This window comes from Shewanella sp. SM101, assembly GCF_025654465.1.
GTDB classification, from domain to species: Bacteria; Pseudomonadota; Gammaproteobacteria; order Enterobacterales; family Shewanellaceae; genus Shewanella; species Shewanella oncorhynchi.
This window is the reverse complement of sequence record NZ_JAKKRH010000025.1, coordinates 1-26,967: the sequence shown is the minus strand read 5'-3', so window position 1 is coordinate 26,967 and position 26,967 is coordinate 1. Positions and strand designations below refer to the sequence as shown.

The 26,967-nt window shown below is 42.6% G+C and carries 22 protein-coding genes; 13 read left to right on the top strand and 9 right to left on the bottom strand.

The window, feature by feature from the left end:
- The 5 genes from L5M38_RS14555 to L5M38_RS14535 form a co-directional block, all read right to left on the bottom strand.
- Positions 1-666: a molecular chaperone gene (locus L5M38_RS14555; RefSeq protein ID WP_263174205.1), complete on the bottom strand. Its 666-nt coding sequence runs from the start codon at positions 664-666 to the stop codon at positions 1-3.
- Positions 667-733: 67 nt separating this feature from the next.
- Entirely contained in the window at positions 734-1,411 is a 678-nt protein-coding gene (locus L5M38_RS14550) for a DMSO/selenate family reductase complex B subunit (RefSeq protein WP_218737736.1), read from the bottom strand.
- 11 nt (positions 1,412-1,422) lie between these two features.
- Positions 1,423-3,966, bottom strand: a complete 2,544-nt coding sequence (locus L5M38_RS14545; RefSeq protein WP_263174201.1) for a DMSO/selenate family reductase complex A subunit — start codon at positions 3,964-3,966, stop codon at positions 1,423-1,425.
- A gap of 19 nt (positions 3,967-3,985) precedes the next feature.
- Complete coding sequence (locus L5M38_RS14540; RefSeq protein ID WP_263174200.1) at positions 3,986-5,989, bottom strand: MtrB/PioB family decaheme-associated outer membrane protein; 2,004 nt, start codon at positions 5,987-5,989, stop codon at positions 3,986-3,988.
- Between the two features lie 14 nt (positions 5,990-6,003).
- Positions 6,004-6,945: a DmsE family decaheme c-type cytochrome gene (locus tag L5M38_RS14535; RefSeq protein ID WP_218737739.1), complete on the bottom strand. Its 942-nt coding sequence runs from the start codon at positions 6,943-6,945 to the stop codon at positions 6,004-6,006.
- Between the two features lie 374 nt (positions 6,946-7,319).
- Between L5M38_RS14535 and L5M38_RS14530 the strand changes: the two genes are divergently transcribed.
- Positions 7,320-8,933 (top strand): IS1634-like element ISShes12 family transposase, encoded by a 1,614-nt coding sequence (locus L5M38_RS14530; protein ID WP_011715680.1) that lies wholly within the window; start codon positions 7,320-7,322, stop codon positions 8,931-8,933.
- Positions 8,934-9,054: 121 nt separating this feature from the next.
- On the top strand, positions 9,055-9,846 hold the full coding sequence (locus L5M38_RS14525; protein ID WP_263174195.1) for a Crp/Fnr family transcriptional regulator: 792 nt from the start codon (positions 9,055-9,057) through the stop codon (positions 9,844-9,846).
- Positions 9,847-10,000: 154 nt separating this feature from the next.
- Here the strand turns inward: L5M38_RS14525 and L5M38_RS14520 are convergent, their stop codons facing one another.
- Entirely contained in the window at positions 10,001-11,611 is a 1,611-nt protein-coding gene (locus tag L5M38_RS14520; RefSeq protein WP_263179515.1) for an IS1634 family transposase, read from the bottom strand.
- 644 nt (positions 11,612-12,255) lie between these two features.
- On the bottom strand, positions 12,256-13,098 hold the full coding sequence (locus L5M38_RS14515; RefSeq protein WP_263174194.1) for an SDR family oxidoreductase: 843 nt from the start codon (positions 13,096-13,098) through the stop codon (positions 12,256-12,258).
- Positions 13,099-13,202: 104 nt separating this feature from the next.
- On the opposite strand from L5M38_RS14515, the gene L5M38_RS14510 reads away from it, so the two are divergent.
- On the top strand, positions 13,203-13,541 hold the full coding sequence (locus L5M38_RS14510) for a winged helix-turn-helix transcriptional regulator (RefSeq protein ID WP_172591458.1): 339 nt from the start codon (positions 13,203-13,205) through the stop codon (positions 13,539-13,541).
- A 178-nt stretch (positions 13,542-13,719) separates the two neighbouring features.
- On the opposite strand, the gene L5M38_RS14505 is transcribed toward L5M38_RS14510, so the two are convergent.
- A complete protein-coding gene (locus L5M38_RS14505) occupies positions 13,720-14,670 on the bottom strand; it encodes a GlxA family transcriptional regulator (protein ID WP_263174192.1) in 951 nt (316 codons plus the stop codon).
- A gap of 137 nt (positions 14,671-14,807) precedes the next feature.
- Here L5M38_RS14505 and L5M38_RS14500 point away from each other — a divergent pair, with 137 nt between their 5' ends.
- From L5M38_RS14500 to L5M38_RS14470, 7 genes are all read left to right on the top strand, one after another.
- The gene (locus tag L5M38_RS14500) at positions 14,808-15,701 is read left to right on the top strand and encodes an MBL fold metallo-hydrolase (protein WP_263174191.1); all 894 of its coding nucleotides are present in this window, start codon (positions 14,808-14,810) and stop codon (positions 15,699-15,701) included.
- A 346-nt stretch (positions 15,702-16,047) separates the two neighbouring features.
- On the top strand, positions 16,048-16,344 hold the full coding sequence (locus L5M38_RS14495) for a hypothetical protein (protein WP_172591456.1): 297 nt from the start codon (positions 16,048-16,050) through the stop codon (positions 16,342-16,344).
- Positions 16,345-16,448: 104 nt separating this feature from the next.
- Positions 16,449-17,279: a TnsA endonuclease C-terminal domain-containing protein gene (locus L5M38_RS14490; RefSeq protein ID WP_172591455.1), complete on the top strand. Its 831-nt coding sequence runs from the start codon at positions 16,449-16,451 to the stop codon at positions 17,277-17,279.
- Positions 17,263-19,344 (top strand): Mu transposase C-terminal domain-containing protein, encoded by a 2,082-nt coding sequence (locus L5M38_RS14485; RefSeq protein WP_172591454.1) that lies wholly within the window; start codon positions 17,263-17,265, stop codon positions 19,342-19,344. Before L5M38_RS14490 ends, L5M38_RS14485 begins: the two co-directional genes overlap by 17 nt.
- A complete protein-coding gene (locus tag L5M38_RS14480) occupies positions 19,344-21,002 on the top strand; it encodes an AAA family ATPase (protein WP_263174190.1) in 1,659 nt (552 codons plus the stop codon). The genes L5M38_RS14485 and L5M38_RS14480 overlap by 1 nt, the downstream gene beginning before the upstream one ends.
- A gap of 1 nt (position 21,003) precedes the next feature.
- The gene (locus L5M38_RS14475; RefSeq protein WP_263174188.1) at positions 21,004-22,512 is read left to right on the top strand and encodes a TnsD family Tn7-like transposition protein; all 1,509 of its coding nucleotides are present in this window, start codon (positions 21,004-21,006) and stop codon (positions 22,510-22,512) included.
- Positions 22,509-24,104 (top strand): Tn7-like element transposition protein TnsE, encoded by a 1,596-nt coding sequence (locus L5M38_RS14470; protein WP_172591451.1) that lies wholly within the window; start codon positions 22,509-22,511, stop codon positions 24,102-24,104. Before L5M38_RS14475 ends, L5M38_RS14470 begins: the two co-directional genes overlap by 4 nt.
- Here L5M38_RS14470 and L5M38_RS14465 read toward each other — a convergent pair.
- The gene (locus L5M38_RS14465; RefSeq protein ID WP_172591450.1) at positions 24,101-24,487 is read right to left on the bottom strand and encodes a helix-turn-helix domain-containing protein; all 387 of its coding nucleotides are present in this window, start codon (positions 24,485-24,487) and stop codon (positions 24,101-24,103) included. The genes L5M38_RS14470 and L5M38_RS14465 overlap by 4 nt on opposite strands.
- Positions 24,488-24,531: 44 nt before the next feature.
- Between L5M38_RS14465 and L5M38_RS14460 the strand changes: the two genes are divergently transcribed.
- The 3 genes from L5M38_RS14460 to L5M38_RS14450 all read left to right on the top strand — a co-directional run.
- Entirely contained in the window at positions 24,532-25,506 is a 975-nt protein-coding gene (locus tag L5M38_RS14460) for an AAA family ATPase (protein WP_172591449.1), read from the top strand.
- 29 nt (positions 25,507-25,535) lie between these two features.
- Entirely contained in the window at positions 25,536-26,717 is a 1,182-nt protein-coding gene (locus L5M38_RS14455; RefSeq protein ID WP_263179514.1) for a hypothetical protein, read from the top strand.
- Between the two features lie 69 nt (positions 26,718-26,786).
- Positions 26,787-26,967, top strand: a 181-nt coding sequence (locus L5M38_RS14450; RefSeq protein ID WP_263179512.1) for a transposase, incomplete at its 3' end; no start/stop codon positions are given.

The window sequence follows — 26,967 nt, the reverse complement described above, 5'->3', positions numbered from 1 at the left end:
CTAGCGATAAATATTCCTAACTTTAACTTTTAAGTTGAATACTCTAATTAAATATTCAAAGAACTCTAATCCTAAATTTGAAAATCCTTTATAATAGTCTGATTCAGAACTTTCATAAGCTAACTGCAAACACCGATTTCCCCACGGTAGAAAATGGGTCTCTAATAGCTCTGTAAGAACTAATCTATAATCATCGACACTAGGGTTTTCTATCATTTTTTCTAGTAAAAAATTAATAACAGCCATAATTAAGCCGATGTGATCAATAGGTTCATTGCTTTCGGCTTTAACATTTATTCTGTGTTTGGCGTAAAAATGTTTTAACTCAATAGTGCTGCTGTCATTTAATAGCTGTGAAGGTGATAAATAGGTTGACCCCCAAGGTGTTGCTTTGGGAGTGTTTGGACCATAAAAAACCGTTCCGTAATCTAATTTAAGCTTAATGAGTTCATCATTATTATCACTCCATTGTGTTAGAAATCGGGACAATTCTTCTAAAGCTTGAGATTCTCTTTTTGAATTAGTTAGTCTTGGCCAATCTTTGGCTAGGTTTTGCTCTTTGAATTGATTTAGTAATTCTGCCTCAGGATATATCATTAATACTGAATGTAAAATATTTGATATAGCTTTCAATTCGTTGAGTGTTGCGAGATTATTTCTTTTCATGATGATTGAATTATCTTTTTATATTTTAAAAGGTGCAATTTTCATTGCACCTTAACTTAAAAGTTCTTTAAACTTCGCGTATATTCAATACTTTACCGCTAGCATTGCCTGTCGATTTTGAGTTTCGAGAGGCTTTTACAATCAAGTTTGGAGACGTTATTGACTGCGAAGGTAAGGGGGCAAAATGCTCATCTCCATCGCCATATTTTGCTCGTAGATTTTCCATCGTATCAAAATCTAATGCTCGCAAAGGACAGCTTTCGACACAAATAGGTTTTTTACCTTCGGCAAGACGGTCGTAGCAACCATCACATTTAGTCATTACTTTTCGGTCTCTATCAATTTGCGGAGCATCGTAAGGACATGCTCTAGAACAACTTTGACAACCAATGCAAAGTGATTCTTCAACTAACACAAGACCATCTTCCTTGCGTTTGTGCATCGCTCCTGTTGGGCAAGCTTTGACGCAAACAGGTTCAGAACAATGATTGCAACTTAACGAGGTATAGTAAGCAAATACATCTTGTTCGAAGCTATTATCGCTATTCTGGTTCCATGTTCCGCCACCGTATTCATACACTCGACGCCATAACATGCCAGGTAGAGAAGCTACGCCATTTAAGGCTACGTCATCTTTGTTTCGAATTTTTCCAACCATACGGTCTTTACAAGCAATGTGACAAGTCTTACAGCCTGTACATTTGCTACTATCGAAATAGAATCCAAATTGAGTTTTTTCTGTCATTTTGATTACCCTTAAGCTTTTACTACCTGAACACGATTGGTATGTTGTGGATTCCCCTTTGTAATGGGCGAAGGATGGTATTTGGTTAATGTGTTAATACAACCACCAATATCAATCACATGACCAGATGGACCAATTCGACCATTGCTATCTGGTTTGTACCATGCACCTTGCCCTAAGGAGCAAACTCCTGGTGTTACTCTAGGTGTTAATTTGACTGGAATCTCTATCGTACCTCTGTCATTGAAAATATGGACTTTATCTCCATCAGCTAAACCGCGTTGAGCTGCATCAATTGGATTCATCCACACAGCATCTTCAACTGCTTCACGTAACCAAGCGACATTGTGATAACTGGAATGGGTTCTACCTTTTGTGTGATAACCACAAAGTTGTAATGGATAGCCAGCATTAATCGCATCAGCATCTTCATACCCGTCCCAAGTGATAACATATTGTGGCAGGGCAGTAATTTTGTCTCCTGAAGGCAATGTCCAAGTTGCCGCTTTACGTGCAAGGGAAATGGAGAATATTTCAAACTTTCCTGAAATCGTTGGTCGTGGATTTGCTGTTGGGTTTTGAATAAATGATTGATACGCTACAAATGAAGCTGGCATATATTTGCGGAATACCCCAATTTTTTGAGCCTCTTCATAGGTATTGGGCATCGCAACGTCTGGATTCATCGCTTTTGTTTCACTGTAGAGTTTTTCACACCATTGTTGGCCAGTTAGCCCATTGGTATATTCAGACTCTTTACCCATTGCCTTGGCTATGCCAGTACACATTTCATACATTGATTGAGCTTGGCCAAGAGGAGTTAGTGATGTACTCATGAAGGTTGCATAGGCCATCTGCCCTGATGCATAAGAGTCATTTGCATAGTCATCAGATTCAAGCCAAGTACTATCAGGTAACAGATAGTCTGCAAATTTTGCAGAAGCTGTCATCCAACAATCACTTACGATCACTAATTCACACAGTGTCTCGTCTTGTAATATCTCTGCTGTACCATTACTGTCAGAATGTTGGTTTACCAGTGTGTTACCCGCACAGTTGATTATGGCTTTGATGTTGGTTGTTAGCTTTGCAGGGTTGTTGTCTACTAGTTCTTGGCTGCCACTCGTCTTGTAACGAACACCATCAGTGGTTCCTGTGAACTCTTTGCCTCGAACAATCGCATCGGACCATGTAAAGACTGGGATTGTTACTTCAACAGGATTATTACCTGCCGGCATTCCTGATACCCCAAAGCTATAACTGGTAGGCATTGCACCACTGTTTACGCCTGGGCGGCCAATCTTACCTGTCATTATCGCTAGGGTATAAACAGCTCGGGTTGCTTGATCACCGTTAGCATGTCGACTAATACCTGCTCCAGCAGAAATATATGGCGCTTCTGCAGCCATAATTGCTGTAGCTAATTGTTTGATTTTATTTTCAGATACGCCACAAATAGCAGCCGCCCAACTTGGAGTTTTAGCTCCGTTAGCGGAATAAATGCCTTGTCCCATGATGTAATCAAAATAGTTTTCATCTGGGTTTACATACTGTGCATGTGATGCAATGAATGGATCTGAATGTAACGCGATAGATGCTTTGGCATTAACTAAAGAATTCCTGTCATAACCTACAACATACTTATCTAAAAATGACTTCGCATTTGAGTCTACCCAGCCAGAATTAATCATCTGATAAATAACAGCTTCGATTAATGCTGCGTCTGTTCCTGGGCGAATAGCAAGCCATTCATTTTCGTTCCCACGCATAGAATCAGTGTAACGAGGTTCGATCATCCAAACTTTAATTCCCTTTTGGTTTTTTTCAAGGGCTTTCACAAAGTCATAACCTTCACCACTACCACTCATGCGAATTTCATTAGGGTTAAATCCAAAACCAATAAATAGGTCAGAGTTTTCAATTTCGCTTAGAGATGAACCACTAATACTGTCCCATTGACTTCCGTATGTCGCTATACTCGCAGCATAGACTCCTGCCCAAGAGTAATCCCAATGGTAATCAAGGAAACCACCATTTAAATTTAATAAACGTCCCCAAGTCGCAGTATTAGATGAAAAACCATAATAAGCTCCTGAACCATGATGAAGATATATTGATTCTGGGCCATAGGTTTCTTTAATTACTTGTAACTTAGTGGCTATTTCTGAATAAGCTTGTTCCCATGTAATAGGAATAAATTGAGCATCACCACGTTTACCTACTCGTTTCATTGGTGAACGAAGTCTATCAGTCGCGTAAGTTCGTTGCCTTAATGACCGGCCTCTGGGGCAAGCTCTTGCTTGATGATTAACGCCATACTCATCAGTGGTTTCATGATCTGTTTCGATACGAGTGATAACCCCATCCTTACTGAACACTTTTATGGGGCAGTTTGAACCACAGTTAACCAAACAAGCGGACCAATTAATGACTTCATCCGTGGGTGTTGTCGTCGGTGGTACAACATTGGCTTCACTAGCGCTTTTATTGCATCCAGAAATTGTCGCTGCAGCGGTCACCGCGGCACTCATTTTTAAAAAACTTCTACGTTCCATTCTCTTCACCTCTTTTAAATCAAGGCAGCATGTAGCTGAAGGTCAACATCAGCAGATGCGCGTTGTAGTTATGATTAAGCTCACCCAAGGTCACTAATCCCGGAACGGCATGGGGGCTGACTTCGGCATAGTCAGTATCGTAGTAACGTTCGTACTGATAGCTCAGTTTTAGTCCCATACTGTTGTTCAGGGCATAACGGCCATACAGCTCAAAGTTGTGGCTGTAGGAGTAGTAATCGCCGTAAGGCTGGTTAGTGGTCGTGGTGATTAGGGTGTCACTCGCTGAGTTAGCAAATTGGTAATTGCCCCCAATGCTTAAGCGGTCATCCATCAGCCCGTCGTAGGTGAAACCGATATTGAGGTCGATAAACTCATCGTCGATATTGGTGTACCAATCTGGGGTGGAATAGGCTTGGCTACCTGCGATGTCAGATTCAATCCATTGTTGCCCTGCGCTAGCAAAAACGTTGAATCTGTTGGAGAGCTGCGCACTGAGTTGTACGTTGTAACCGTAGTCCTGCACCTCAGTTAAACCAATGAGGGTGTCATCGTAGTCGTCATTGTTGTAATGGGCATCGAAGTCAAGGGTTAACCATTGCAGGGGGGTATGATTAACGCTGAGTTCGAGCCCATTACGGTTTCTGTCTGCAAGGTAAAACTTGCGTAACAACGGATTTTCCTCGATGGACGTGGCTTCCAGGCTGTCGTAAGTTGAGCCATCACGGGTTTCATAACTGGCTTTAAGGTCTACCACAGTTTTAGGGATGACACGGATATTCAGCTTGGCCCACAGCGCACTGTCTTCTGTTTCTTCACGCTCGGTATAGTTACGTTCCACCGCTTTGTAATCAAAACCGCCGAGTAAACGATAGTCGCTGTTGAAACGGTAGCTACTCTGCAGTTTGAAGTTAGTGCGCTGAATATCCATCGCAACGTTTTGCTTAAAAGCACCGCTGACATTGTCCACTTCAAATTGGGCAAAATCCCAGGTAGAGCTTTTATTATCTCGGTCGCTGTAATCCAGCTGACTGTTTAGGCGCCAACGGGGACTCAGCATACTGCTAAAGCCGATACGCGCGTCTAAGGTCTCCACTTCACCATCCCAGCTTTGCAGGGGATTGCCGCTGACTTGGATAAGATTGTCATCCTGAATCATTCGGCCAGTAGCGAGGCGACCGTTAATCACGTTCGTGCCGAGTAGGTATTGGCCCGTTAACGAGACTTGATGAGCATCGTTATCTGGGGTGGCAGCATACACATTATCGGCATAGGGTAGACTTAAGTGATTAATGTGATTTCGGTAATAACTGCCGTTATAGGCCAGTTCGCTTTGCCATTGGTGTTGGTCGATGCTAATACCCGCATTGATATTTTGGGTCGTTGCATCGACGGGCAAGGCAAAGTTCATTGGGCCTGAGTTGGCTAATAAACTGCTGCGACGATTGCCCGTTTTATCCTCTTGGTCATAGTTGATATAGCCCTTGAGGCCGTTAAGCAGCGCATCTAACTCACCCTCAAGGCCGATGCCGACTTTTTCACGCTGTAATTCAAGGTCAAGGTAGCGGGTGTGACTGTCGGGTAGCAGCAACCCATTGTTATGCCATAATTGGGTTTGGGCAGTGGCGTCATAACGAGTCATCATGCTGTAATCGAGTTGGATGCCGCCCAGATTGTTCTTGGCGGCTTCGAGGTGCAGATAACCGTTGTCCGAACCGAGTTCATCGGCTTTCATCACTGCCTGGTATTCACCTTGTCGATAACTCACATCGCCACCGACACTGCCGCGCCAGCCCGCATCACTGTCGCCAAAGCTATTACCTGAGTGGATATCGTCACTGTTTGCCCAGCCAACATTGGTATTGACTTCGCCTTGATAGCCCAGTTTTACTGTACAGGACTTACATTGATAGGCGCTGGTGTTGACCAGGCTGGTATTGGCTTGCTTAACCGAAAAGTCTGCGGCGTTAACGCTTGCAGAGGCGGCAAGCAGTCCAATGGTGATTAAATTCAATTTAAACTTCATCTCAGACTCCTTAATCAACGCGCAAAATTGCTGCCAGCAGGGTGGTTGGAGCCGTGGATTTGGCTATGGCAATTCAAACAACCCATACCCGCACCAAAAGCATTGGTACTCGGTTGGCTAACCACACGGCTCGCATGGCCATCGTCGGCATGACATTGTTGGCATAACTGCGGCACACGTTGCTTAACTAGGGCCTCGTTCACGCTGCCGTGAGGGTTATGGCAGGTTGAGCAGTTTTCGGTGACGGGCGCATGCTCCCATAGGAAGGGGCCGCGTTTTTCGGCATGACAACTATAACAAGTGTCATTTACTGTGGCTTTTTTGAGGGCGCTCTCATTTGATGAACCGTGAGGCGCATGACAATCGATGCACGTCATCTGATCCCACTTTAAGGGATGGGATGAACGTTTACTCATATCCGCTTTTTCGCGGGTATGACATGAAGTACAAGCTTGGTTAACCTGTTGTTTATCTAAGATAGGGTCTTTAGCCACATGTACCTGGTGGCAGGATGCACAGGCGATTTCCTCCAGATTATGCAAACTATTATGCCAACCCACTTTGGCGGTATTTTGGTGACAACCCAAGCACACAGTATTTTGAGTCGGGGCAGATAACTTGCTGTCCTGACCAAAGGTGATCATTGGTTCTTTGCCACCTTTGTTATGGTTACCTAGAGGGCCGTGACAAGACTCACACTGCAATCCCGCCATGGGGGAATTGGAATGGCTCATGTCACCATGCTTGCCATCGAAAATAGCCATCACTTTGTCATTTTTCTTATGACACACTAGGCAAGAATCTGCACCTTTAGGCGAATATTTACCTGCGGTAAACTTCTCTTCCAGGGTCGACTTAACCTGCTCAGTTGTTAGGCTATCCCAAGGTGTAGAATATGCTAAAGGAATGAAAAGAATTAGTTTAATCAACAGTATTGCTGATAATAAGTGTTTCATTATTAAGCCTCGTACCACATTTTGCAAACCATTAACCTTAAGCACTTAAGCTCATTATTTTTATCCGTATTTAATAACTGCAAATGTGATCAATTTAAGTATGTAAAAAGCACATCAGCATTTATTTAACGAATGTCTTTGACGCTTTAAGATTTAAGCATAAATTAGTTAGAAATATGTATATACGCATATAGAAGTTGTATGATAAATGATGATGCTAGTCACAAATTCCATTGATTAAATTTTTTGATTGCCATCACGCATTTTTATCAAGTGTCTGTTGTGTCCGTCATTCCGCACCTAATTTTCGATTTAAAAAACTTGACGGCGATCGGTCATTCTGATCTATTACTCTCTTTTGCAGGTAATTCATCATGGCCGCTCCCGCTATCTCTATCCGTAACCTCGACCACCTTGGTTTGGTCGCTGCACTTTGCCAAGAACTCGGCATTGCTCGCATGATTGATGCGGTGCTACCCAAAACGCCGCCCTACAAAGTCTCACATGGTGAAGCGTTGGTGGCGATGATACTGAACGGTCTTGGCTTTCATAGTTCGACCTTGCACATGTTCCCGCAATTCTTTGCCAACAAGCCTGTAGAACGCCTGATTGGCCCGGGGATCTGTGCCGATGACCTCAATGATGATGTGCTCGGCCGCTGCCTTGATGCCCTCTTTGAGGCCGATGTCAGCACGCTTTATCAGGTGATGGCGGAGCAGGTCGTTGAACGATTGGGGCTCAAAAGTACTGCAGTACACCTCGATATCACCAGCTTCCACGTCGATGGCGCCTATGACCAAGCCGATGGCGAGCAGCTCGGTAAGTTGCAATTGGTACGGGGCTATAGCCGCGACCATCGGCCAGAGCTAAACCAGGTTATCCTGGAGCTTATCTGTGAAAATCAGGCCGGCCTGCCCATCTACATGCAAGCCTTGAGTGGTAATATTAATGATACCAAGGCCTTTGCCCAGACGGTACGGCGCCACTTGAGCAGTCTCAAGGCCGCGCAGGAGAGTCGTTATCTGGTCGGCGATGCGGCGCTGTATTGCGCCGACACCTTGCAACTACTGGCACAACAGCAACAGTTGTTCGTGACTCGTGTGCCTGTCACCCTCAATGAAGCCAAGCGAGCCGTGGCAACCATTGGCACCCAGTCGCTGGTTGCGCTGGGCAATGGCTATCATGGCTGTTGGCAAAGCGCCAATTATGCCGACGTCGCGCAGCGTTGGTTGCTGGTGCGCAGCGAACAGGCCAGCCACCGTGAGCAGCAAACATTAGCCAAAAACCTACTGAAAGACAGCACGCGTGAACTGAAAGCCTTCAACAAATTATGTGCCCAGCGTTTTGCCTGCGAGACCGATGCGCAGGCTGAATTAGCCCGTTTTGCTGTCAGCTTAAATCTGCTGCAACTAGAAGCAGAAGTCGTGAGTGAACCTATCTATGCAGGGCGCGGAAGGCCCCAAAAGGGTGAAATGCCGGTGAACTACCAATTTCACATCAAGGGGTTAGCCGCAAGTAGCTTGGCGCGGGTGGCTGAGGCGCGCAACCAGACAGGGGTGTTCATCCTCGCGACCAATGATCACAGTGAAACGCTCACCATGGCTGAGCTGTTGGCTACCTATAAAGCCCAGCAGAATGTCGAGCGTGGTTTTAGGTTTCTGAAAAGTCCCGAATTTTTAACCTCCTCGTTATATCTTAAAAAACCGGAACGTATCGAAGCGTTGCTGATGGTGATGACCTGTAGCCTGATGATTTATGCGGCGCTGGAGCACCGGATCCGGCAGGGCTTAGTAGAGCAGAACCGGAGTGTGGCGGACATGAAAAAGAAACCCACGCAAAAACCGACTGCGCGGTGGATTTTTTTACGCTTTGGCGGGGTGCACGAGTACCAGTTGGGAGAGGCGCCACCTCAAGTCACAGGACTCACAGTGGACCAGCAGATCATTCTCGACGTGTTAGGCGAACGGTATCGGCAAATTTATTCCTAAATCAGGTGCGGAAAGTCGGTTGTGTCACGATTTTATAAATATAAAATTGATAAGTGGTATGTTTAAAGTTTGTTTTAATTATTATAATTAATATACGTGGTAACTATTAGATGGCTTTATCATGAACGCAGTAGATCTAAACGCAAGAATGAGGGAACAGTCGACAATATTTTTCCCCGAAAAAGTTGAAAAATGCATTGTGGATTTTATATATGAAAATGGTGTAACAAAGACTTTATCCAAAGGAAGCTCGATAAGTAAGCAGTTGTTGTTAAACAATTTTATATATTTAGACGATGGACTTCTTTTATATGCCAAACGGACTAACGATTACACTAGACCAAAATTTGTAAATGCAATAATCCCAGGTAGGCTGACTGATTATCATTTGCTCTTAGAGGATAAATGTACTTGTTGCAAACAAATAATAGTTGCGAGGGATAGTAAAGTAACGTTTATAGATAAACGATTAATCAACAATTTATCTCACACAAATATTAATCTTTTTACTAAGTTTATGTTTAGTTCAAACTATTTCATGGAAAGACAAACGGCTTTGGCAATTTTTTTACTAACGTCCTCTCCTGACGAAAAGTTAGTAAAGTTAGTTTTTGACTTGTTAACAGTGTTCAACAGTAACTTTAAGGATGAATGGCTTAAAGTTGATGTCAAGCTAACTAGAGAGGAAATATCGGACATTTTACATATAAGTATAATTAAGTTAGATATTATGCTGGCCAAGCTTCGTAAAAATGGATTGTTAAAAAAGGAGTGTAACTATATGTTTTTTAACTCAAAGTTTATAAAAAACTTATCACCTTGTCCATTAGGTAGAGAGGACGCTAGTGGGTGCAAATCGAATAACATGCTAAAATTTAAAGTAAATAATATGATTGCCATTAATAATGGTTGAGTTCGACTCTCTGAGAACAAGGCCGTGTTTAGCATTTAACTAAGTGAATTAATTCATGATGTGGATACAGAACTATTAGATTTTACTTTACGATTTCCTTGAATTCCTAGGTGAACATGTAACCTATTTTTACAACCGACATTCCGCACCTAATTCAGGAATAAACTGCCTCGTAGAGGCTACCTAACCGTTTTAAAAGCCGAGTTTGATGTTCTTGAAGCCCTGTGATGAATCGTTGGCCATTGATTTCCAAGATATCTATACCTTCAAACTTCAAGAACACCCAGCGTGCCGTCGGCTTTGTCGTCGGTTTGTTGCTTACCATGCTCGGGAAAAACGCTTCGGTTTGGGTGAGTTGTTCTCTGATTTTGTGCTCTAAGCTGGCGTAAACAAGCAAGCTCAGCGTCATTATCATCAGCAATGCTTCAATACGCTGTGGTTTTTTCAAGAATATTGAAGAAGTTAGGAACTCCGGACTTTTTAGAAAACGAAACCCGCGCTCGACTTTTTGTTGCGATTTGTAGTGCTTGAGAAGGGCTTCCATTGTTAGCGCTTCGCTGGCGATGTCATTCGTTGCAAGGATGAACATGCCGACTTTAAGTTTTGCCAACTTTACTTTTTCTAGGTCGGTAAATGGTCGCGCCTCGATGAAATATTGATATCCAGTCGGTTTTTCGTTTTTCTTTGGGCGACCAGGACTCGAGTAAGTCGGCGTTTTGATGATAATGGTTTGTTCAAATCCCAGTAGCTGGCATTGCTTCTTGAAGGTGTTGAATGCCAATGTTGCGTCGGCATCGCAAGCGAAGGGGAGCTTGCTTATTTTATCTAACGCTTTGAGTTCGTTAGCGACGTTTTTCTCTAAGTTTTTGTAGAAGGTGATTTCTTCTCGCTTTGTCGCTTGCTCACTGTGAACGAGCAACCAGCGTTGAGTCACCTTGCCGTAGTCCGAATCTATCCAGCACCCTGAGTAGCCGTTGCCCATCGAGCTTAATTGCTCTGGCTCTAAGGCAAGCAAAGCTTGCTTTGCCAGTTTGATGGTCATCGGCACTCGGGTAATGAACTTTTGCTGTTGTTTATCTAGCGAGGCGATGCTCTCTTCTGTGTACAACGCGGCATCAGCGATAAAGTAACGGCTATTTTGTGCCGCTTTTAGACAATGAATATGATGGCGAGTGACTTCGGCGAATGCTTTGGCATCATTGGTGTTACCACTGAGCGCTTGCATATAAACCGGAAGGCCAGCTTGGTTTTCACAAATGAGCTCAAGCACCACTTGATTGAGCTCTGGACGGTGGTCTCGGCTATAACCTTTCACAAGCTGGATCACATTGGTCTCTTCATCTTGCGCATACTTGCCATCAACGTGAAAGCTCGTGATATCCAGATGAACAGCGTCCGTAGTCAGGCCGAGTTTATCAACAACGCGCTGTGCAATAACTTGATAGAGCGCGGAGACATCGGCTTCGTACAGGGCATCCAAGGTGCGACCTAGCACGTCATCGGTCAGGTGATGTGCATCAATATCTTTGGCGAGCAATTTAGACACGGGCTTGGTCTTAAAAAAGTCAGAGAACATGTGAAGCGTTCTGCTGTGAAAGCCGAGTCCATTAAGGATCATGGCCAATACAACGTCACCATGAGAAACATGGTGGTCGGAATACTTAGGAATGACCGCATCTATCATCTGTGGCAGGCCGATTTCATGACAAAAAGCGGCAATGAGGCCAAGGTGATCCAAGCGCTTAATAATAGGTTGAGTCGACATATTTTGAGACCGTCAAATAACAGTAATAGATCAAAACTGTCGTTCGCGGTCAAGATGGTATCGTCTTTTTCACTGAGAAATGATCACTGGATCACACTATTTTAATTATTAAATTAGGTGCGGAATGACGGTTACAATGTTCATTTCTGATTTTTCTATAAGACAGTTTTTAATTAATGTTATCATGGAAGAATCTATTGCCAATTTAATTAGGTTTTTCATCTGAAAAATTTGTTGAAATCTTCACGATCCAAGGTTGCAATAAGTTATTGAGAATTCCCATTAAACAAGATTAATTAAAGAACTAAAGTTTTACATAAATGGTGATGGAAATTCATCTAGCGAAACATACTTAACTGATGCTCACTTATTTGATAGAGATATAGTTATTATCTGATTTACGAATAAAAATGTTTAACGTTTTACTTTTTTTGCGACCTTATTTAAAAGTGTATTGGGCAAGCTTTGTGTACAAGTTTTGGATATGGAAAAATATGATGGACTATCTCTTGAGATATAATGTTAAATTTGGTTTAATAGTCTTTAATAAAGAATTTCTCACACAGCCACTCGGTGATAATTTAGGTGTTACTTAGAATTTTATGGCCTTTACATATTAATGTATAGGCCTGATTATCAGATAGTCAAATATTTATATCTCTTAACCACTGTCCTATGGTACGTGGTGTAATTCCTAATAATACTTGCGCACTCATAGCTTGTTTGATTGCTGAATCTTGAGTTAATGCTTTTGCTTTATATCCTTTTACAACCTCTGTTGCGGTACTTTCTCCAAACAAAATAGCTAATTTCATACCAAACTCATCAGGAGTAAGGCTTTGAAAGCTAACATCATGACCAAAATAGTCAGCAAATGCATCTGCTAGGTCATTACCAGTGATGGCTGGCAATTGGCCCACTTCCACAATCCCTGTTACAGAAAAATTGCGAAGAAGAGCTGCTGCGACATCAGCAATATCAAGATGAGAACACCAAGAAACTGGATAATCATTACGAAGTGGATAAGGGAGTTTATGATCTTCTTTCACTGGTCCAATAACAATTGGCAACAACAAATTCTCAAGATATAACTGCGGTGCAATGATAGCCAAAGAGACGTTCGTCTTCTCAAGTTCATTAATCAGAGTGGGCAATGCGTTTTTATCTCCAGGGATACCTAAGGGCCAACCACTAGTTGTAAGAACTACACGGGCAGGCTTAGCCTCCATAATCGCTTTCGCTATATTATGTGCAAATTCACTACGCATTACTTCAGGACCAATTGGTAAATGAACGAATATCCCATCAGCACCAGCATAAGCAGAAATAAGAGAGTCTATGGAAGTTAAGTCTAAAGTGACTGTTGGAACACCCTTAAGAGAGGTGGGGTCGCGCACAGCAGCAACAGCATCCACACCTTGTTCAATCAACTTATTAAAAAGAGGCGATCCCTGGGCACCAGTTGCTCCATGAATAATGTATTTCATATATACTCCAGTAATGATAATTTAAACAGAGTGATAATAGTGCAGACGTTAAGTCGGTTACGTCAAATGCACTATTAGAAATAACTTACAAAAATGAGAGAAGTATGAATAACAGAGAAACGCCTTGCTGCGGAGTCGCGCGTTTTTTAATACTTATGGATGGCCCATGGGCAACGTTAATCATTAGAGAGCTGTTACATGGCCCCCTTCGTTTTACCGAACTGAAAAATAACCTGAATGGAATTAGTGCACATACCCTAACCCACAGATTAAAGCAATTTGAAGCTAACGGACTTGTTACTCGCACTGTGTATGCCGAAACGCCGCCACGAGTGGTATATGAATTAACTACTTTAGGCGAAAATCTACGAGATGTTCTTGAAGCAATGGGAAAATGGGGTGAAACCATTCCAGACCAACTTATCCAACGCAATAAATTATAAAGTGAAGTAGCTAGGGTCTGTTGATCTTTGGCCGGTGATTTTCAGACAGTATGGCAAGACGTTATAATTTGCTTCGCCAAAAGTAACTATAACCTCAAGCCATGCAAAGACTTATGTTAACGGATGCCAGCTGGGGAAAAGCTATTTCATTTAGTGCTTGTTAATTTTCTGAACACCATTAACTTCCTGCGAATGTTTTACGCCAAGCACTTGGGCTAACGTGAAAACGTTGATTAAAATGTTGCCTAAATGACGTTGCAGTCTGAAAACCAACCATTTCAGACACTTTTTCTACAGAAAGTCTTGTACTTTCAAGAAGCTCAAGGCTACGTTGCAGACGAGTGCTTACAAGCCATTTTCCAAATGACATACCGGTAGCGTTGTTGAAATGCCGAGTAAAGGTACGGCGACTCATAAATAATTGGTCTGCTAAATCAGCAATGGAATATTGTTTGTCGAGGTTTTCACGTAAATAATCCAGTAACCGATTGACCTCTGCATCTTGAGTTGATTTTGGGATAGGTTGTGCAATAAATTGTGCCTGACCGCCTTCTCTGTGTGGCGGTACAACCAAGATGCGCGCAACTTTATTCGCTGTTTTTGTCCCATAAAAAGACCTCACAATATACAAGCAGCAGTCTAAAGCAGCGGCTGTACCTGCAGACGTGACTACACGGTCGCTTTCAACATAAAGTGCATTCGTATTTAGCTTTATATTTGGAAAACGAACAGTAAAATCATCCTCTGCCATCCAATGAGTAGCAGCTTCTTTTTCATCTAATAACCCTGAGTAGGCTAATGCGTAAGCACCATAGCAAAGCCCCACGACAGTAGATCCTCTTTCATGAGCTCTAACCAATGCTTCAGAAATATTAGAAGCAGGCGTACTGTCTAGGTCATGCCACCCAGGGATGACAACTATATCTGCCAACTCAACGAGTTCTAATCCACCATCAGGCTGAACTGTCATCCAATTGTCAGAGTGTTGTGGCTTACCATCAATTGACACTATCTTTAAGTCAAAAATGGGTTTGCCATCTGGCTGCATCGAAAAAACAGCTTGAGGCACAGCGACATGAAACACGCTGAAGTGAGGGTAGAGAATCAAAGCGACAGTTGGTACTTGCATGTGCAAAGTGCTCCCAAGTGGATCGTCATATCATTATTTGGCCCAATTGTTTCGACATTTGTCACTTGGGTCAATATTCCCTCTCGTAAATACCGAAGATAATGTCTCATATTAATCAACCGCCAAAGAGATACATTATGAAAAACAAAGCTATCACCATCCTACTTACCTTAGGGCTTGCAACCATAATAAATAGCACCAATGCACTAGCTGAATCGGCTCCAACGCTGCATGCAGAACCACAGCAGATTCACTTTCAGCATATTCGAAATGCAACATCTAAACTCACTTATGGTGACACAACATTCTTAATCGACCCTATGCTGGCAGAGAAAGATACTTATCCTGGTTTTGCCGGTACTTACCGTAGTGAAATACGTATACCAATGATCGATTTACCCATGTCAGCTAAAGTTGTAATTGACAATGTAGACGCTGTTATTGTCACTCACACACATCTTGATCATTGGGATGATGCAGCACAAAGTGTAATACCTAAAACGATGCCTTTATTTGTTCAAAATGAAGAGGATGCAAATACTATTCGCGCTCAAGGCTTTAAAGATGTGCGCGTGTTAGGAATTAAAACTCAGTTCAATGGCATTAGTTTAACCAAAACGGGTGGGCAGCATGGCACGGATGAAATGTATGCAATCCCAGCGTTAGCTAAAGCACTAGGAGAGGCTATGGGCGTCATATTAGAGGCTGACAACTACAACACTGTTTATTTTGTCGGTGATACTATTTGGCGCGATGAAGTGGAGGATGCGTTACATAAATTTAAGCCTGAATTCGTTGTGCTTAACACTGGTGATGCTCGAATGGAAAATCTTAAAGGCTCAATTATCATGGGGAAAGAAGATACGGTAAGGGCTATTAAACATGCTCCTCAAGCGAACATTATTGCTGTGCATATGGATACGGTTAATCACGCAGCATTGACTCGTAAAGAGCTCAGGGAGTTCGTGGAAGAAAAAGGCATAGAAAAACAAGTATTAATTCCTGAAGATGGTGAATCGTTGAAATTGTAATGTAGTCCACCTTATCGTTTCCCTGCAATGACATAAGAATGTAGTGGTCAAATTTAGTTGGCCACTACAAATGCTGAGGGTAAATTTTTCGGAAGGCTGGACGCTGAAATTCCAGCAGATGTGTTTGATAAAATTGCGATAGCATGGTGCAGAAAGAGAAAGAGAAAGAGAAAGAGAAAGAGAAAGAGAAAGAGAAAGTTGCAAGGTGCTTTAGGTGGTCCAGTTGGTTTGGAGCCTGGGAGTCCAGGCCGTCATTGGGCCTGATTTATATATTATATAAGCAAGAGTGAATTTATGAACTATTTTGAAGAGGACCCCTTCTAGGTAACGTAAACCTGGAGGGTGTATGAAAAAGCTAAAATCACATTACATACAGACTATAAATGAGGAACATTCAAAATATTTATGGTGGCGATATCCCACTATTCGTAGCGGTTTACATAAATATTTTAGTACTAAACAAGAGAAAAGTTTTTACTTTATGCATTTGATTGAATGCAAGGGGTATCCAGTTAAACTTCGTGCTGCTCGTGGGAAACTGCTAGCAGATTCTTGGGATGATTACCCTTCACATGTCTTTGATGTAGCAAAAAGTTGGAAGCATAACTCAAAAAGAAAGCACCAATATTACCGTTTAGGTTGATAGTACTATAAGGTCATCAGCCCTAAAAAAGAGAGGTAATAAAGTTGCATACTAAAACCATCGTCATTATGCTCGATTAACGAGCTAATATCGGTGGTTTTTTTATGGCTTCACGATTAAAGGGCTGCTCAGAGCAGCAATTTGCCAAATGGATAAAGGAAGGTCGAGGTAGTGGCCTGCATGCAGACTACAAACCTTGGTTAACTGTTAGGGATTTTCCATCTTTAGGGCGTGTTCATCGTGTATTTGGCCACAAATCACAAAGAACCCATCACCTGTTTTCCGATCTCGAGCTTTCAGTATTCCTTATGCTGGAGTGGCACTGCGAAGTCACCCAGATCCGCGAGCAATTTCCGCTTGAGCGCGATATCACCCGCCAACTGGCGAGCGACGCTGGGATCAAACATCCAAATATCGCGGGTATTGATCAGTACATGTCGTCGGATTTTTTGGTCGATTCTACCGATGAAGAAGAGTCAAGGTTTGTATTGCAGGCAAAGCATTCCTCGGCTTTGAGTGATGTGAGAACTGTCGAAAAAGTTGAACTCGAGCGTCTCTATTGGCAGGAGAAAACCTTGCCTTGGTATCTGATAACAGAACAAAACGTGCCTGATGTGGTGACTAGAAACATCAAATGGCTCTATTCGGCACAAAGGGAAGAAACTGAGGACGTAGAGTTGGCACTGCAGCAGATCGAATTCTATGCTCATCATTTCAAAAAGAATCCTAATAAGACGGTACTCGCCTTGTGCAAGGAATTGGATGCGGCTTACGATCTGCCGCTCGGCGAATCGCTTTACGAAGTAAGGTGCTTGCTGGCCAAGCGCTATTTCTCCTTCGATATCTTCATTCCGACCACCAAACTCAAGGCGTGTGATTTGAACGCTGGAGAGCTAGGTTTTATCAGGGAGGCATACCTTGTTTCGAATCAATGAGGTTCTTAAGTTTGGTGAGCGCAGATATCGAGTTCTGCAGCAACTCGGCGAGTATTTGGTATGGATAGATATCGATGACGCATCTGCTTTTCCTGAATTAATATTGACGAGCGAACTGATAAGGGCAATTGATCAGGAAAATCTTGAACGTATAAATGATCCGTATAAAGAACTTTCCTTCGAAACACCTATTGAAGGTGGTGTTGCTAGAACCAAGCGCGATACAAACTACGCATTAATTAAACCATTGCTTGCTCTACCAGACTTTTATAGGCCTCAAAGCCGCGGGGCGGTTATCAAAGGCATCCTTGCTGAGCATGGTTCAACTAAACAGACGCTATATCGGCTGGCACGTCGTTACTGGCAGCGTGGGCAGACGCCGAACGCTCTATTACCTGATTATAAAAATTCCGGTGGCAAGGGCAAACGCCGGGTGGCCAAGGATAAAAAGCTTGGGCGTCCGCGTAAATATGAGCCAGGAACCGGGGCTAAAATTGATGAATTTATTGAACGTCTTTTTCGTATCGCAATTGACCGTTATCTCTTGAAAGATAAGGGCCATTCGTTCCCTTATGCTCATCGTCGTTTCGAGACTCTGTATTTAAATTATTTTCCTGATACGCCTCAAGAAGAATTGCCCAGTAACTGGCAGATGATGCACTTCTACAAGCGCGAGTATTCTCAACCTGAAAAGCTAAGAAAGCGTGTGTCGAACGTTGAATATAATAAAGATATCAGGCCCCTTCATAGTACTGCCAATACTCAAGTGCTTGGACCAGGATCTCGTTACGAGATAGATGCCACCATAGCTGATCTTTATCTTGTATCAGATAGTGAGAGGGCAAACATCGTCGGCCGTCCCGTTGTTTATATGGTTATTGATGTGTTCAGCCGAATGATTGTTGGTTTCTATATTGGTTTTGAAAATGCCTCCTATGCTGCAGCTATGCAGGCTTTGTTTATGGCTGCTACCGATAAAACGTCATACTGCAAAGCGTTGGGTTTTGATATTGCATCGGAGGATTGGCCTAGTGTAGGCCTACCGGATGCCATTCTAGCTGATAGGGGTGAGCTACTAGGTCATCAGATTGAGAATTTAGAGAGCAATTTTGCAGTCAGAATAGAAAATACGCCGCCCTACCGAGGTGATGCAAAAGGTATTGTTGAACGTAATTTCAAAACTATTCAGGCTTCCTTTGGTCCGTTTGTACCAGGTTATGTCTCGGGTACTATGGTAAAAAAACGAGGTGGAAACGACTATCGGCTAGACGCGAAGCTAACGGTAAAAGAGTTTTCTCAGATCATTATCTCATCAGTGCTTTATCATAATCAGTACGCAATACTTGAAAAGTATGACAGAGATTCAGATATGCCGACTGATCTGTCTACAACCCCTATTCACTTGTGGAACTGGGGTTTACAGCATCGAACCGGACGCTTGCACCAAGCTGATGAAGATGCGCTTCGTATCGCCCTTTTTCCAAGAAAAACGGCCACTTTATCTGAGTTGGGAGTTTGCCTATTCGGTATTTACTATACGTCTTCTGAATTGCTGCAGTTGGGTTGGACGCATAGAGGGAAGGATGTGAAGCGTCCAGCCAATATGGAAGCTGCTTACGATCCACTTGTTGCCGATAGAATTTACCTTTTTCCTGAAAAGGGTAATAACAAGTATTGGGTATGCAACTTGGCTGACCGATCAAGAGAGTTTCAAGGCGCTTCGTTTTGGGATGTATGGCAACTTCGTGATGAGCAGAAAATGACGACTGGGCAAGCTCGTGTGCAGTCTAAGGCAAAGAAACGGCAACATGAGCAATTTGTCATCGATAAGATAGCTCAAGCGGAGAAGACTGCACCTGATACTTCGGGGATCTCCAATGCGGAGCGGATACGTGCTATCAACGAGAATAAGCGGGAAGAAAAGGCCAGGGAGAGAGCTGAGAAGGCGCACAATCCCGTTACAAAGGATAATAGAAAGCCAGGTAAGGTGATCCACCTTGTAAACCCTGAGCCGGACTTGGATTATCCCGATTATATCGATGAACTGTTTGGGGAGGATGACTGATGTCATTACCAGATAACTTTGTCGAGGCCGTTTACATCGATCCTGGTCTCGAACGCTATCGGGGCAATCCGCTGATAGAGGCTCTGCCGCCGATAATGGATTTACAAGACCTTAAGGTCAAGCTAACAGGTAAGGTGGAGTTCAACCCTAAGGACTGTTATGTAAAGGGACATATACGTGCTCACGAGATTAGTGCTCTACTCGATGATTTTTTTCAGCCACTGTCAATTCACAAGCAGTTAGAAGAGAAAATATCGGTCATGATCCGCGGTGGTTATGTGGGGCGTAATATAGCGGACGGTTCCCTGAATCAGAAGATGCAGGAAGGCTACCAAAGGATTATGTCAGGAGCTACGAACGATTTTCGTTTTACACAATCGAACTCGACGGCAAAGAGCATGTCATTGATTGGCTGTTCTGGTAGCGGAAAGAGTTCGACTATTAATCGTATTCTCGCGACTTATCCGCAAGTCATTTATCACAAAAAATATAACTTCATTCAGATGCCCTATCTGAGAATCGAATGCCCGTCAGATGGCTCGTTGAAGAGTTTATGCCTAAATTTTTTCCGCGAAGTTGATCGTACCCTCCATACTGGGTATGAGGAAAAGTATGCACGCAAACGCCATAGTACAGAAGTCCTGCTTTCTCTTATGGGACAGGTGGCAACACAGCGGGCAATAGGTGTTTTGGTCATAGATGAAATTCAACGATTAACGTTGAAGCGTTCGATAAGCAAAGAAGCGATGCTGGAGTTTTTTGTTGCGCTTGTAAACGTGGTTGGGGTGCCAGTTGTGATGGTGGGTACGCCTAAAGCTAGGCCTATATTTGAAATGGAACTTCAGGCTGGTCGACGCAGTGCTGGGTTCGGTTCGCTGTTTTGGGAGCCTATGCAACAAGGTTTAGTTAAAACAGATCCGACTACAGGAAAATCGAGAAGAACCGAATGGCAGGCATTTACTGACAAGCTTTGGCAATACCAGTGGTTGAGTAATCGTGATGAGGTGTTGAGTGACGAAATTCGCGATTGTTGGTTTGATTTGTCACAGGGTGTAATTGATATAGTCGTGAAAATATTTGTGCTTGCACAGATGCGAGCTATTTCTACAGGGTTGGAGCGGATCACCACTAAATTGTTGCGGACCGTATATGAGCAAGAGTTAAAGCCAGTACATCCCATGTTGGACGCTTTACGTAGAGATGATCCTCAGCTTATCGTTAAATATTCAGATTTACAGTTACCTGGGATTGATAAGCGCCTTATTGAGCTAAGGAGATTAATTGAAGAGCGGCAGGGCGAAAAAGAAAATGAAGCGGCCTTTGCCGGTGATGAGAAAGCTATGCGGCTGAATACCATGTTACAGGCTATGGGATGCGACTCTGCATTGTTGCAGCCACTGATTATTAATGCTTTCAAGCAGCATCCCAATTTGTCTCTTCCTGAGCTAAGCAGAATTATTCTGGACTGGTATTCGAAGCCTTCCGAACCTCCTAAAAAGGTCAAAACTCAGACTATTAAGCCCTCGGATTGGCATACACTGCCTTCCGAAGATTTGAGGTTCAAATTCTCTCAGGCTGGCAAAGGGCGGCTTTACGAAGAGTTGAAATACGGTAAAGAATTGTTCGACGTGCCTAAGTGGCTGAAGAAAGTAGGCTGATATGTTGGGCTTTCCTTTGCCTTATCGCGATGAACTGCTATACAGCACTATTGCGAGGCATGGGAGCCACTGTGGCATAGCTTCGCCGAAGGAGCTGTTATTTGAAGTATTCAGTGATACTAAGATCATTGCTTCGTCAGATTTGCCATCGCACCTACAACATATCGCAGCACTCTATCCTAAAGAACTTGAGATTACACCGCTCGATTTGCTCTATCGAAATACTCTTTTTCCTTTGTATGCATCTTTCGTAGGCGAAATAAAACGGATAGCTCTAGTTAAGGAGCTTACGGCAAACAGTAAAAGTTCTGTTCATCTCTCGGTCGGGGTGGCGGCTTCGCGTATAAGACAGCCTAAATACCTAAGATATTGTCCAGCTTGTATGCTCGAGCAGTTAAGCAAACATGGAGAATGCTATTGGCGGCGCGATTGGCAAGTTGCTGGTTCCGAAATTTGCCTTGTTCATGGCAAGCTCATAGATTCACAAATATTTCGCCACGATGTGCATAGGCATGAGTTTTTAGTCGCTGATTTGACTATCTGCCCTCAGGTTGAACAGCTTCAAGGTGAATGGCAATACAACTTGCTTGCTGAAAGTATTAATGACTTATTGAACCTAGGTGTTGTGCTTGCACCAGAGTTCTCACAATGGAGTCTTTGGTACGCCAATCTAGCAGCTAACCATTTATGCACTCGTGGCTCTTTTATACGTCATGACCTTATCCGTGACAAAGTCCTCAGTTTTTGGGGCACAAACTGGCTTTCCCGATATGGGCTAATGCCAAATGATGACGAAGCTAATTGGCTTAAAAGTATATTTCGTAAACACCGTAAGGCTTTTAGCTACTTAGAGCATTTAGTTGTACTTCATGCCTTCTTAGAACCTAGATGGAAGCTGGCAAGTGTCATCGATACTGTTATGCGGCTCAAGCCAGATAAGAAAAAATCGAGCAAGATACTGAGTGGAACAGATAAACATTTACTGAATGAATGTCGCAATCGATGGCGAAAAGCCATAGAAATACAAGGAACCAAGCAAGCACGCCTCAATGGTTTTGATGATCTTTACGCTTGGCTTTATCGTCGTGACAGAGATTGGTTACTCAAAACAAATCAGGTTAATCAAATGCCGCAACCAAAACATAAAGCAAAAGTTGACTGGCAGAGACGAGATCGAGATACAGTTAAAAAGCTGATACGCATTCGTGAATTGAGCGAGTTACTGCAGGATATGCCCAGACGTTCAATAAACTGGTATCTAAACCAGCTTGAGCATAAGGCTAGTATTGAAAAACACTTGAAACTACTTCCGTTGTGCAGATTGTTTTTTGATCGTTATTGTGAAAATATCTTTGAATATCAAATAAGAAGAATAACCGGAACAGTTATATCTCTTATGTTGGATGACGAGCCGCTCAAACGCTGGCAAGTTTTGAGAAAATCAGGACTTAGCGAAGAACGCCTCACCGAACAAGCAAGTCTATTTCTAAAGGAAATTATTGGGATTTGAACGGTACAACGCATCTTAAGGGATTTAAAGACGATACTTGGATCAATGGTATCGGTGATCTATTCCGTAAAAAGGATAGTAAACAATGGGGAATTAACCTCAGTATTTATCCAAGTAAAGATAACGGCCCTGATGCAATTATCCTTTCTAATGCACCTATCCTTATACGTAAGCACATCATTAATCCGACCAAAGACTATTATCGTAAAGATTTTGAAAAGACGATTAAAATCTCTACAACCAGTAATTGGCAAGTTGATAAGCTCGAAAATTGTCCTGCTCTTGAAAGACGATTACCCAAGGAATTAGGTCAATACTGTTTTGTGTTTCAACTGACTGACGGAACTAGGGTGTACCTACCTCAGTTTGAGTTGGCGCGAGCATTATTCTTCCATAATGCCTATTTAGCCCGTTCTTCGGTAGTTCACGATCTATTGAGTAATGAGTTTTCCCTTGAGCAAGATGGTGATAAGACCATCATCAATGTACTGGAAACTTTTTCTGGAAACTGGGAGTTATTCAATGATTATGGTTATCGTCGATTAATCGCTTGGTTGCTGATGGACAAAGATGCTAGGCCTTCATATGAGAGTATCGGCAATTACCAATTGAACGATGGATACGATGTGGGGCAATACCGGCGTTGGGCCTTTAGGTTTAACCCTCCTGCGCTAAAAGGAGCTAAGTTGAAACTGAAGGGGCATTTTGATCTCAAGACTAATACCCTGTTTGTCTATGAAATATCCAGCATTTTAAATATACCTACCGATCTGCCGGAATATATCGAATTTTTCAGCCCCAAATTTTATTCCCAAGTAAACGGACAGGGCCGAGCAGCCAGAACAGGAGCTGATCGCCCACCTAATCATGATATCGACGAAACCGCAGAGGGAAGTCGTGATAATAAGCCGGTCATGATAAGTGAAAATACTACGGAGTTTGAGTTTGACCGAGCAGTGCAAACATCTAAGGTCAGTAAGAAAAGAAAGTCTGTGGGCCGCGGTAAAAAAGACGCGGAGGAACCAAGTGAAGCTTCTAGCGATGTCAGTACTGAAGAGCAGGGGCCAAACGGTGATCTACCGAGTGCTGAATGGGATAATTTGAAAGAGCAAACGGACGATGCTCATCTGTATTTAGACAAATTTACTAGCTACTTTGCGATGTTGGATCTTCTGGAGAAAAAGCATGGCTGTGAGGTCGTAAAATATCCACTTAGAAAACTGCCTGCCATTGGTAAATGCAAAAGGCATATTCTGGAAACGGACGGTAACCCTAGATGCTTGTCGGTCACTCATATCACTGTAGAAACAACTGGTTATTACCTATTGGAGGTTGATACATCTGATTCCAGTAAGGCGTTGTCGACAAAAGTAATCCGTGCCAGCGCAATTGGTGACATAGAGTCACACCTATATGAGATAGAAAAGCAATTGCTAAAGGCTTCCTTGTCTTGGCCTAAGGAGCATTTAGACAAGCTTGTAGGGGCGGGAAACCACTCATGGATACCGCACCAGAAGTCAAATAAAGCGGGAGCGTTGACCCCAGAGGACATTGAAAAATGGGCAAGTCGAATATACGTATCAATTGTTTAACGTGCTGATTTGTAGGCTTTTATCATTTCAACTAAAGCATTGCGTATATGTTTATGCTTATCTCCGTCTAATCTTGATACCTCATTAATCAGATCCAACAAGCTTTCATCTCCTTGTTCACTAGAATTGATTATATTCATGCAGTGAATATATATTTCTGTGGATGGTTTGCTATCACCTGATATGTATTTTGATACTTGAGCCTGACTCTTGCCTATTTTTTTCGCAAAACCAGCCTGTTTCAAGCCTGATTTTTTCATGGCAAGCTTTATGACTTCAGGTTCACTTAGTAAAAACATGTGTTTATAGGGTTTGTGGAAATTATGGAAATTATTCTTTAAATGAATTAAAATGTCTAGTTGATATATATGTATTTTCTTCATATTCTTACTGATAGACTACAGGACGTAGTAACTTGGGGTGTATCATGGCTAGAGCTGATTTGGTTTTAAATTTGGTTGAAACGGGAATAAAGGGTGACCTTCCTCGTTTTAAAAAAACAGCAGAAGCAATTGCGGCTGAAGCCAAGGCTCGTCATCATTATCATTTAGCGGATAGGCTAAGAAATATTCTTACAAGCACCGCGACAGTTGAGACTAGAAAATTTACTCATAATGCAGACCTTCAAAATGCATTCTATGAAATTCACGCCCAAAAAACTCTATCAGATCTAACGCTTCCCGATCATGTGATCTCTGTATTCCAAGAGGTAGTTGAAGAGCATGCTCGCAGAGATCTACTTCGTTCCTATAATCTAGAGCCTCGTCATAAGTTATTGTTGTCAGGTCCTCCTGGCAATGGCAAAACAACCTTGGCAGAAGCCTTAGCCAATCATTTGTCAGTCCCTTTCTTTACTGTTAAGTATGAGGGCATTATTAATCGTTTCCTTGGTGAAACAGCACAGCAAATCGATAAGCTATTTGAGCATATAAAAACCCAACGTTGTGTGCTTTTCTTTGATGAGTTTGATGCGATCGGTAAGGAACGCGAAGATGCAAATGACAATGGCGAAATGAAACGTGTGGTTAATTCACTTCTGAAACAAATTGATATGCTGCCAAGCCATGTTGTTGTCGTGGGTGCAACCAACCATGAGTCAATGCTTGATAGAGCTATCTGGAGACGCTTTCAGGTTCAAGTTAATATACCTAGCCCAACTCAACGGATGGCGACAAAGTGGTTTGAAGAGTTTGAAAAACGAATTGGCCATAGTTTAGGGTTGGCTCCAAGCACATTGGCGCGCAAATTATCAGGACTGAGCTTTGCTGAGTTGGAAGAGTTTGCATTAGATGTTCAAAGAAAGTACGTGCTCGGGCTTCCGGACAGTGAAAACAATCTAAAAGAAATTACTTCTCATTGCCTATCCTTTTGGGTCAACCGTTATAAGACTGAAAACAAATAATAACTTATTAGTAGTAAAGGACGTTGCATATGGATATGAAGCCGATTCTTACCTTTAACAAACCCAAAACGGATGGAATAAGAGGGAAATTGCAAGGGAGGGGCGGTGCTCCAATAACTCCGGGAGTGGGTGCACAAGCTGCGCGCATTATTCCAAAAGTAGAACGTTTAGAGAAGCACTTCGCAGAACATATTCAACTTTCTTATTCACCTGAAGGTATGCAGCCTGAAAGAGTTCTCGTTCTTGAGGTCGCTGGCGATGTACAGAACTTGGCTGATGCTTTAGCTAAAGTTCAAGGTTTTGAGCTTTTAGCTCAACACATAGTCGACAGAGACTTTAAGGATGATAATTTTTACATTGAGAAGAATGGTAAAATTAAGTCAGTTGTCAAAAATGCTTACTTGGCGATGAGTAATCAAGCTGGGTTACATAAACTCCTTGCTATGTGGAAGCGTTATGTTGCAACAGGCCAAATTGACGCAGGGTTTACACCATTAAGAGATGCATTCTTACAACTCGCAGATATAAGATTTTGGGATACCAAGGATAGGCTGGAAAGCACCTATATTCTTGAAGATTGGCAACATAAATTACAGGATGCAGAGCTAGGATTTGATGAGTCTATTCCTTTTGAAATAGAACTTTGGTATCGACCAACTGGATTTTTAAGAGGGCAAGCTGAAGGACATATTCGAAGTGTCGTCTTAGGGTGTGGTGGAAGTATTTCGAAAAGCTTTGTCCATGATGGGATAGGTTATCATGGTTTACTCGGTTTATTACCTCTAAGTAAAGTGAGGGATGTTGTCGAATCGAGTGGCGCCGCACTGGAATTAATGAGATGTGATGAGGTTATGTTTTTTAGGCCTTTAGGTCAATGTATTACTCCAAAGATTATCACTGCAGAAGAGCAACTCATTACTGATTCAGAACGTTTTGAAGGCCCATCACCGGGATATCAACAACCAGTAGTGGCCCTTCTGGATGGCCTACCTCTATCAAATCATAACGCTTTGAAAGGCATGCTGATAATTGATGATGCTGATGATTTAGAACAGTTTTATCAATCTCCTTCAGAGCAGGTTCATGGTACAGCAATGGCTTCTATAATCATTCATGGTGATTTAAATAATCGCCAAGAAAGACCATTAGAGCTCCCGTTGTATGTACGGCCTATACTTGCGCCTGAGCATACTCAAATGGATGGAATGTAGTGGCACACTAATTTTGGCCACCTAAATAGAGGTGATATTATTACCTCGTAGATGACTTTAGGTGAACACATGAGATCGACAACCAGAAAAACATTTAGTGCTGAATTCAAACTTGAAGCAGCCCAATTAGTCCTCGATAAAAACCATAGCATCATCGAAGCTGCAAAGGCGATGAACGTAGGTAAGTCCACTATGGATAAATGGGTGAGACAGTTAAAACTAGAACGCCAGGGTGGCACACCACACACCA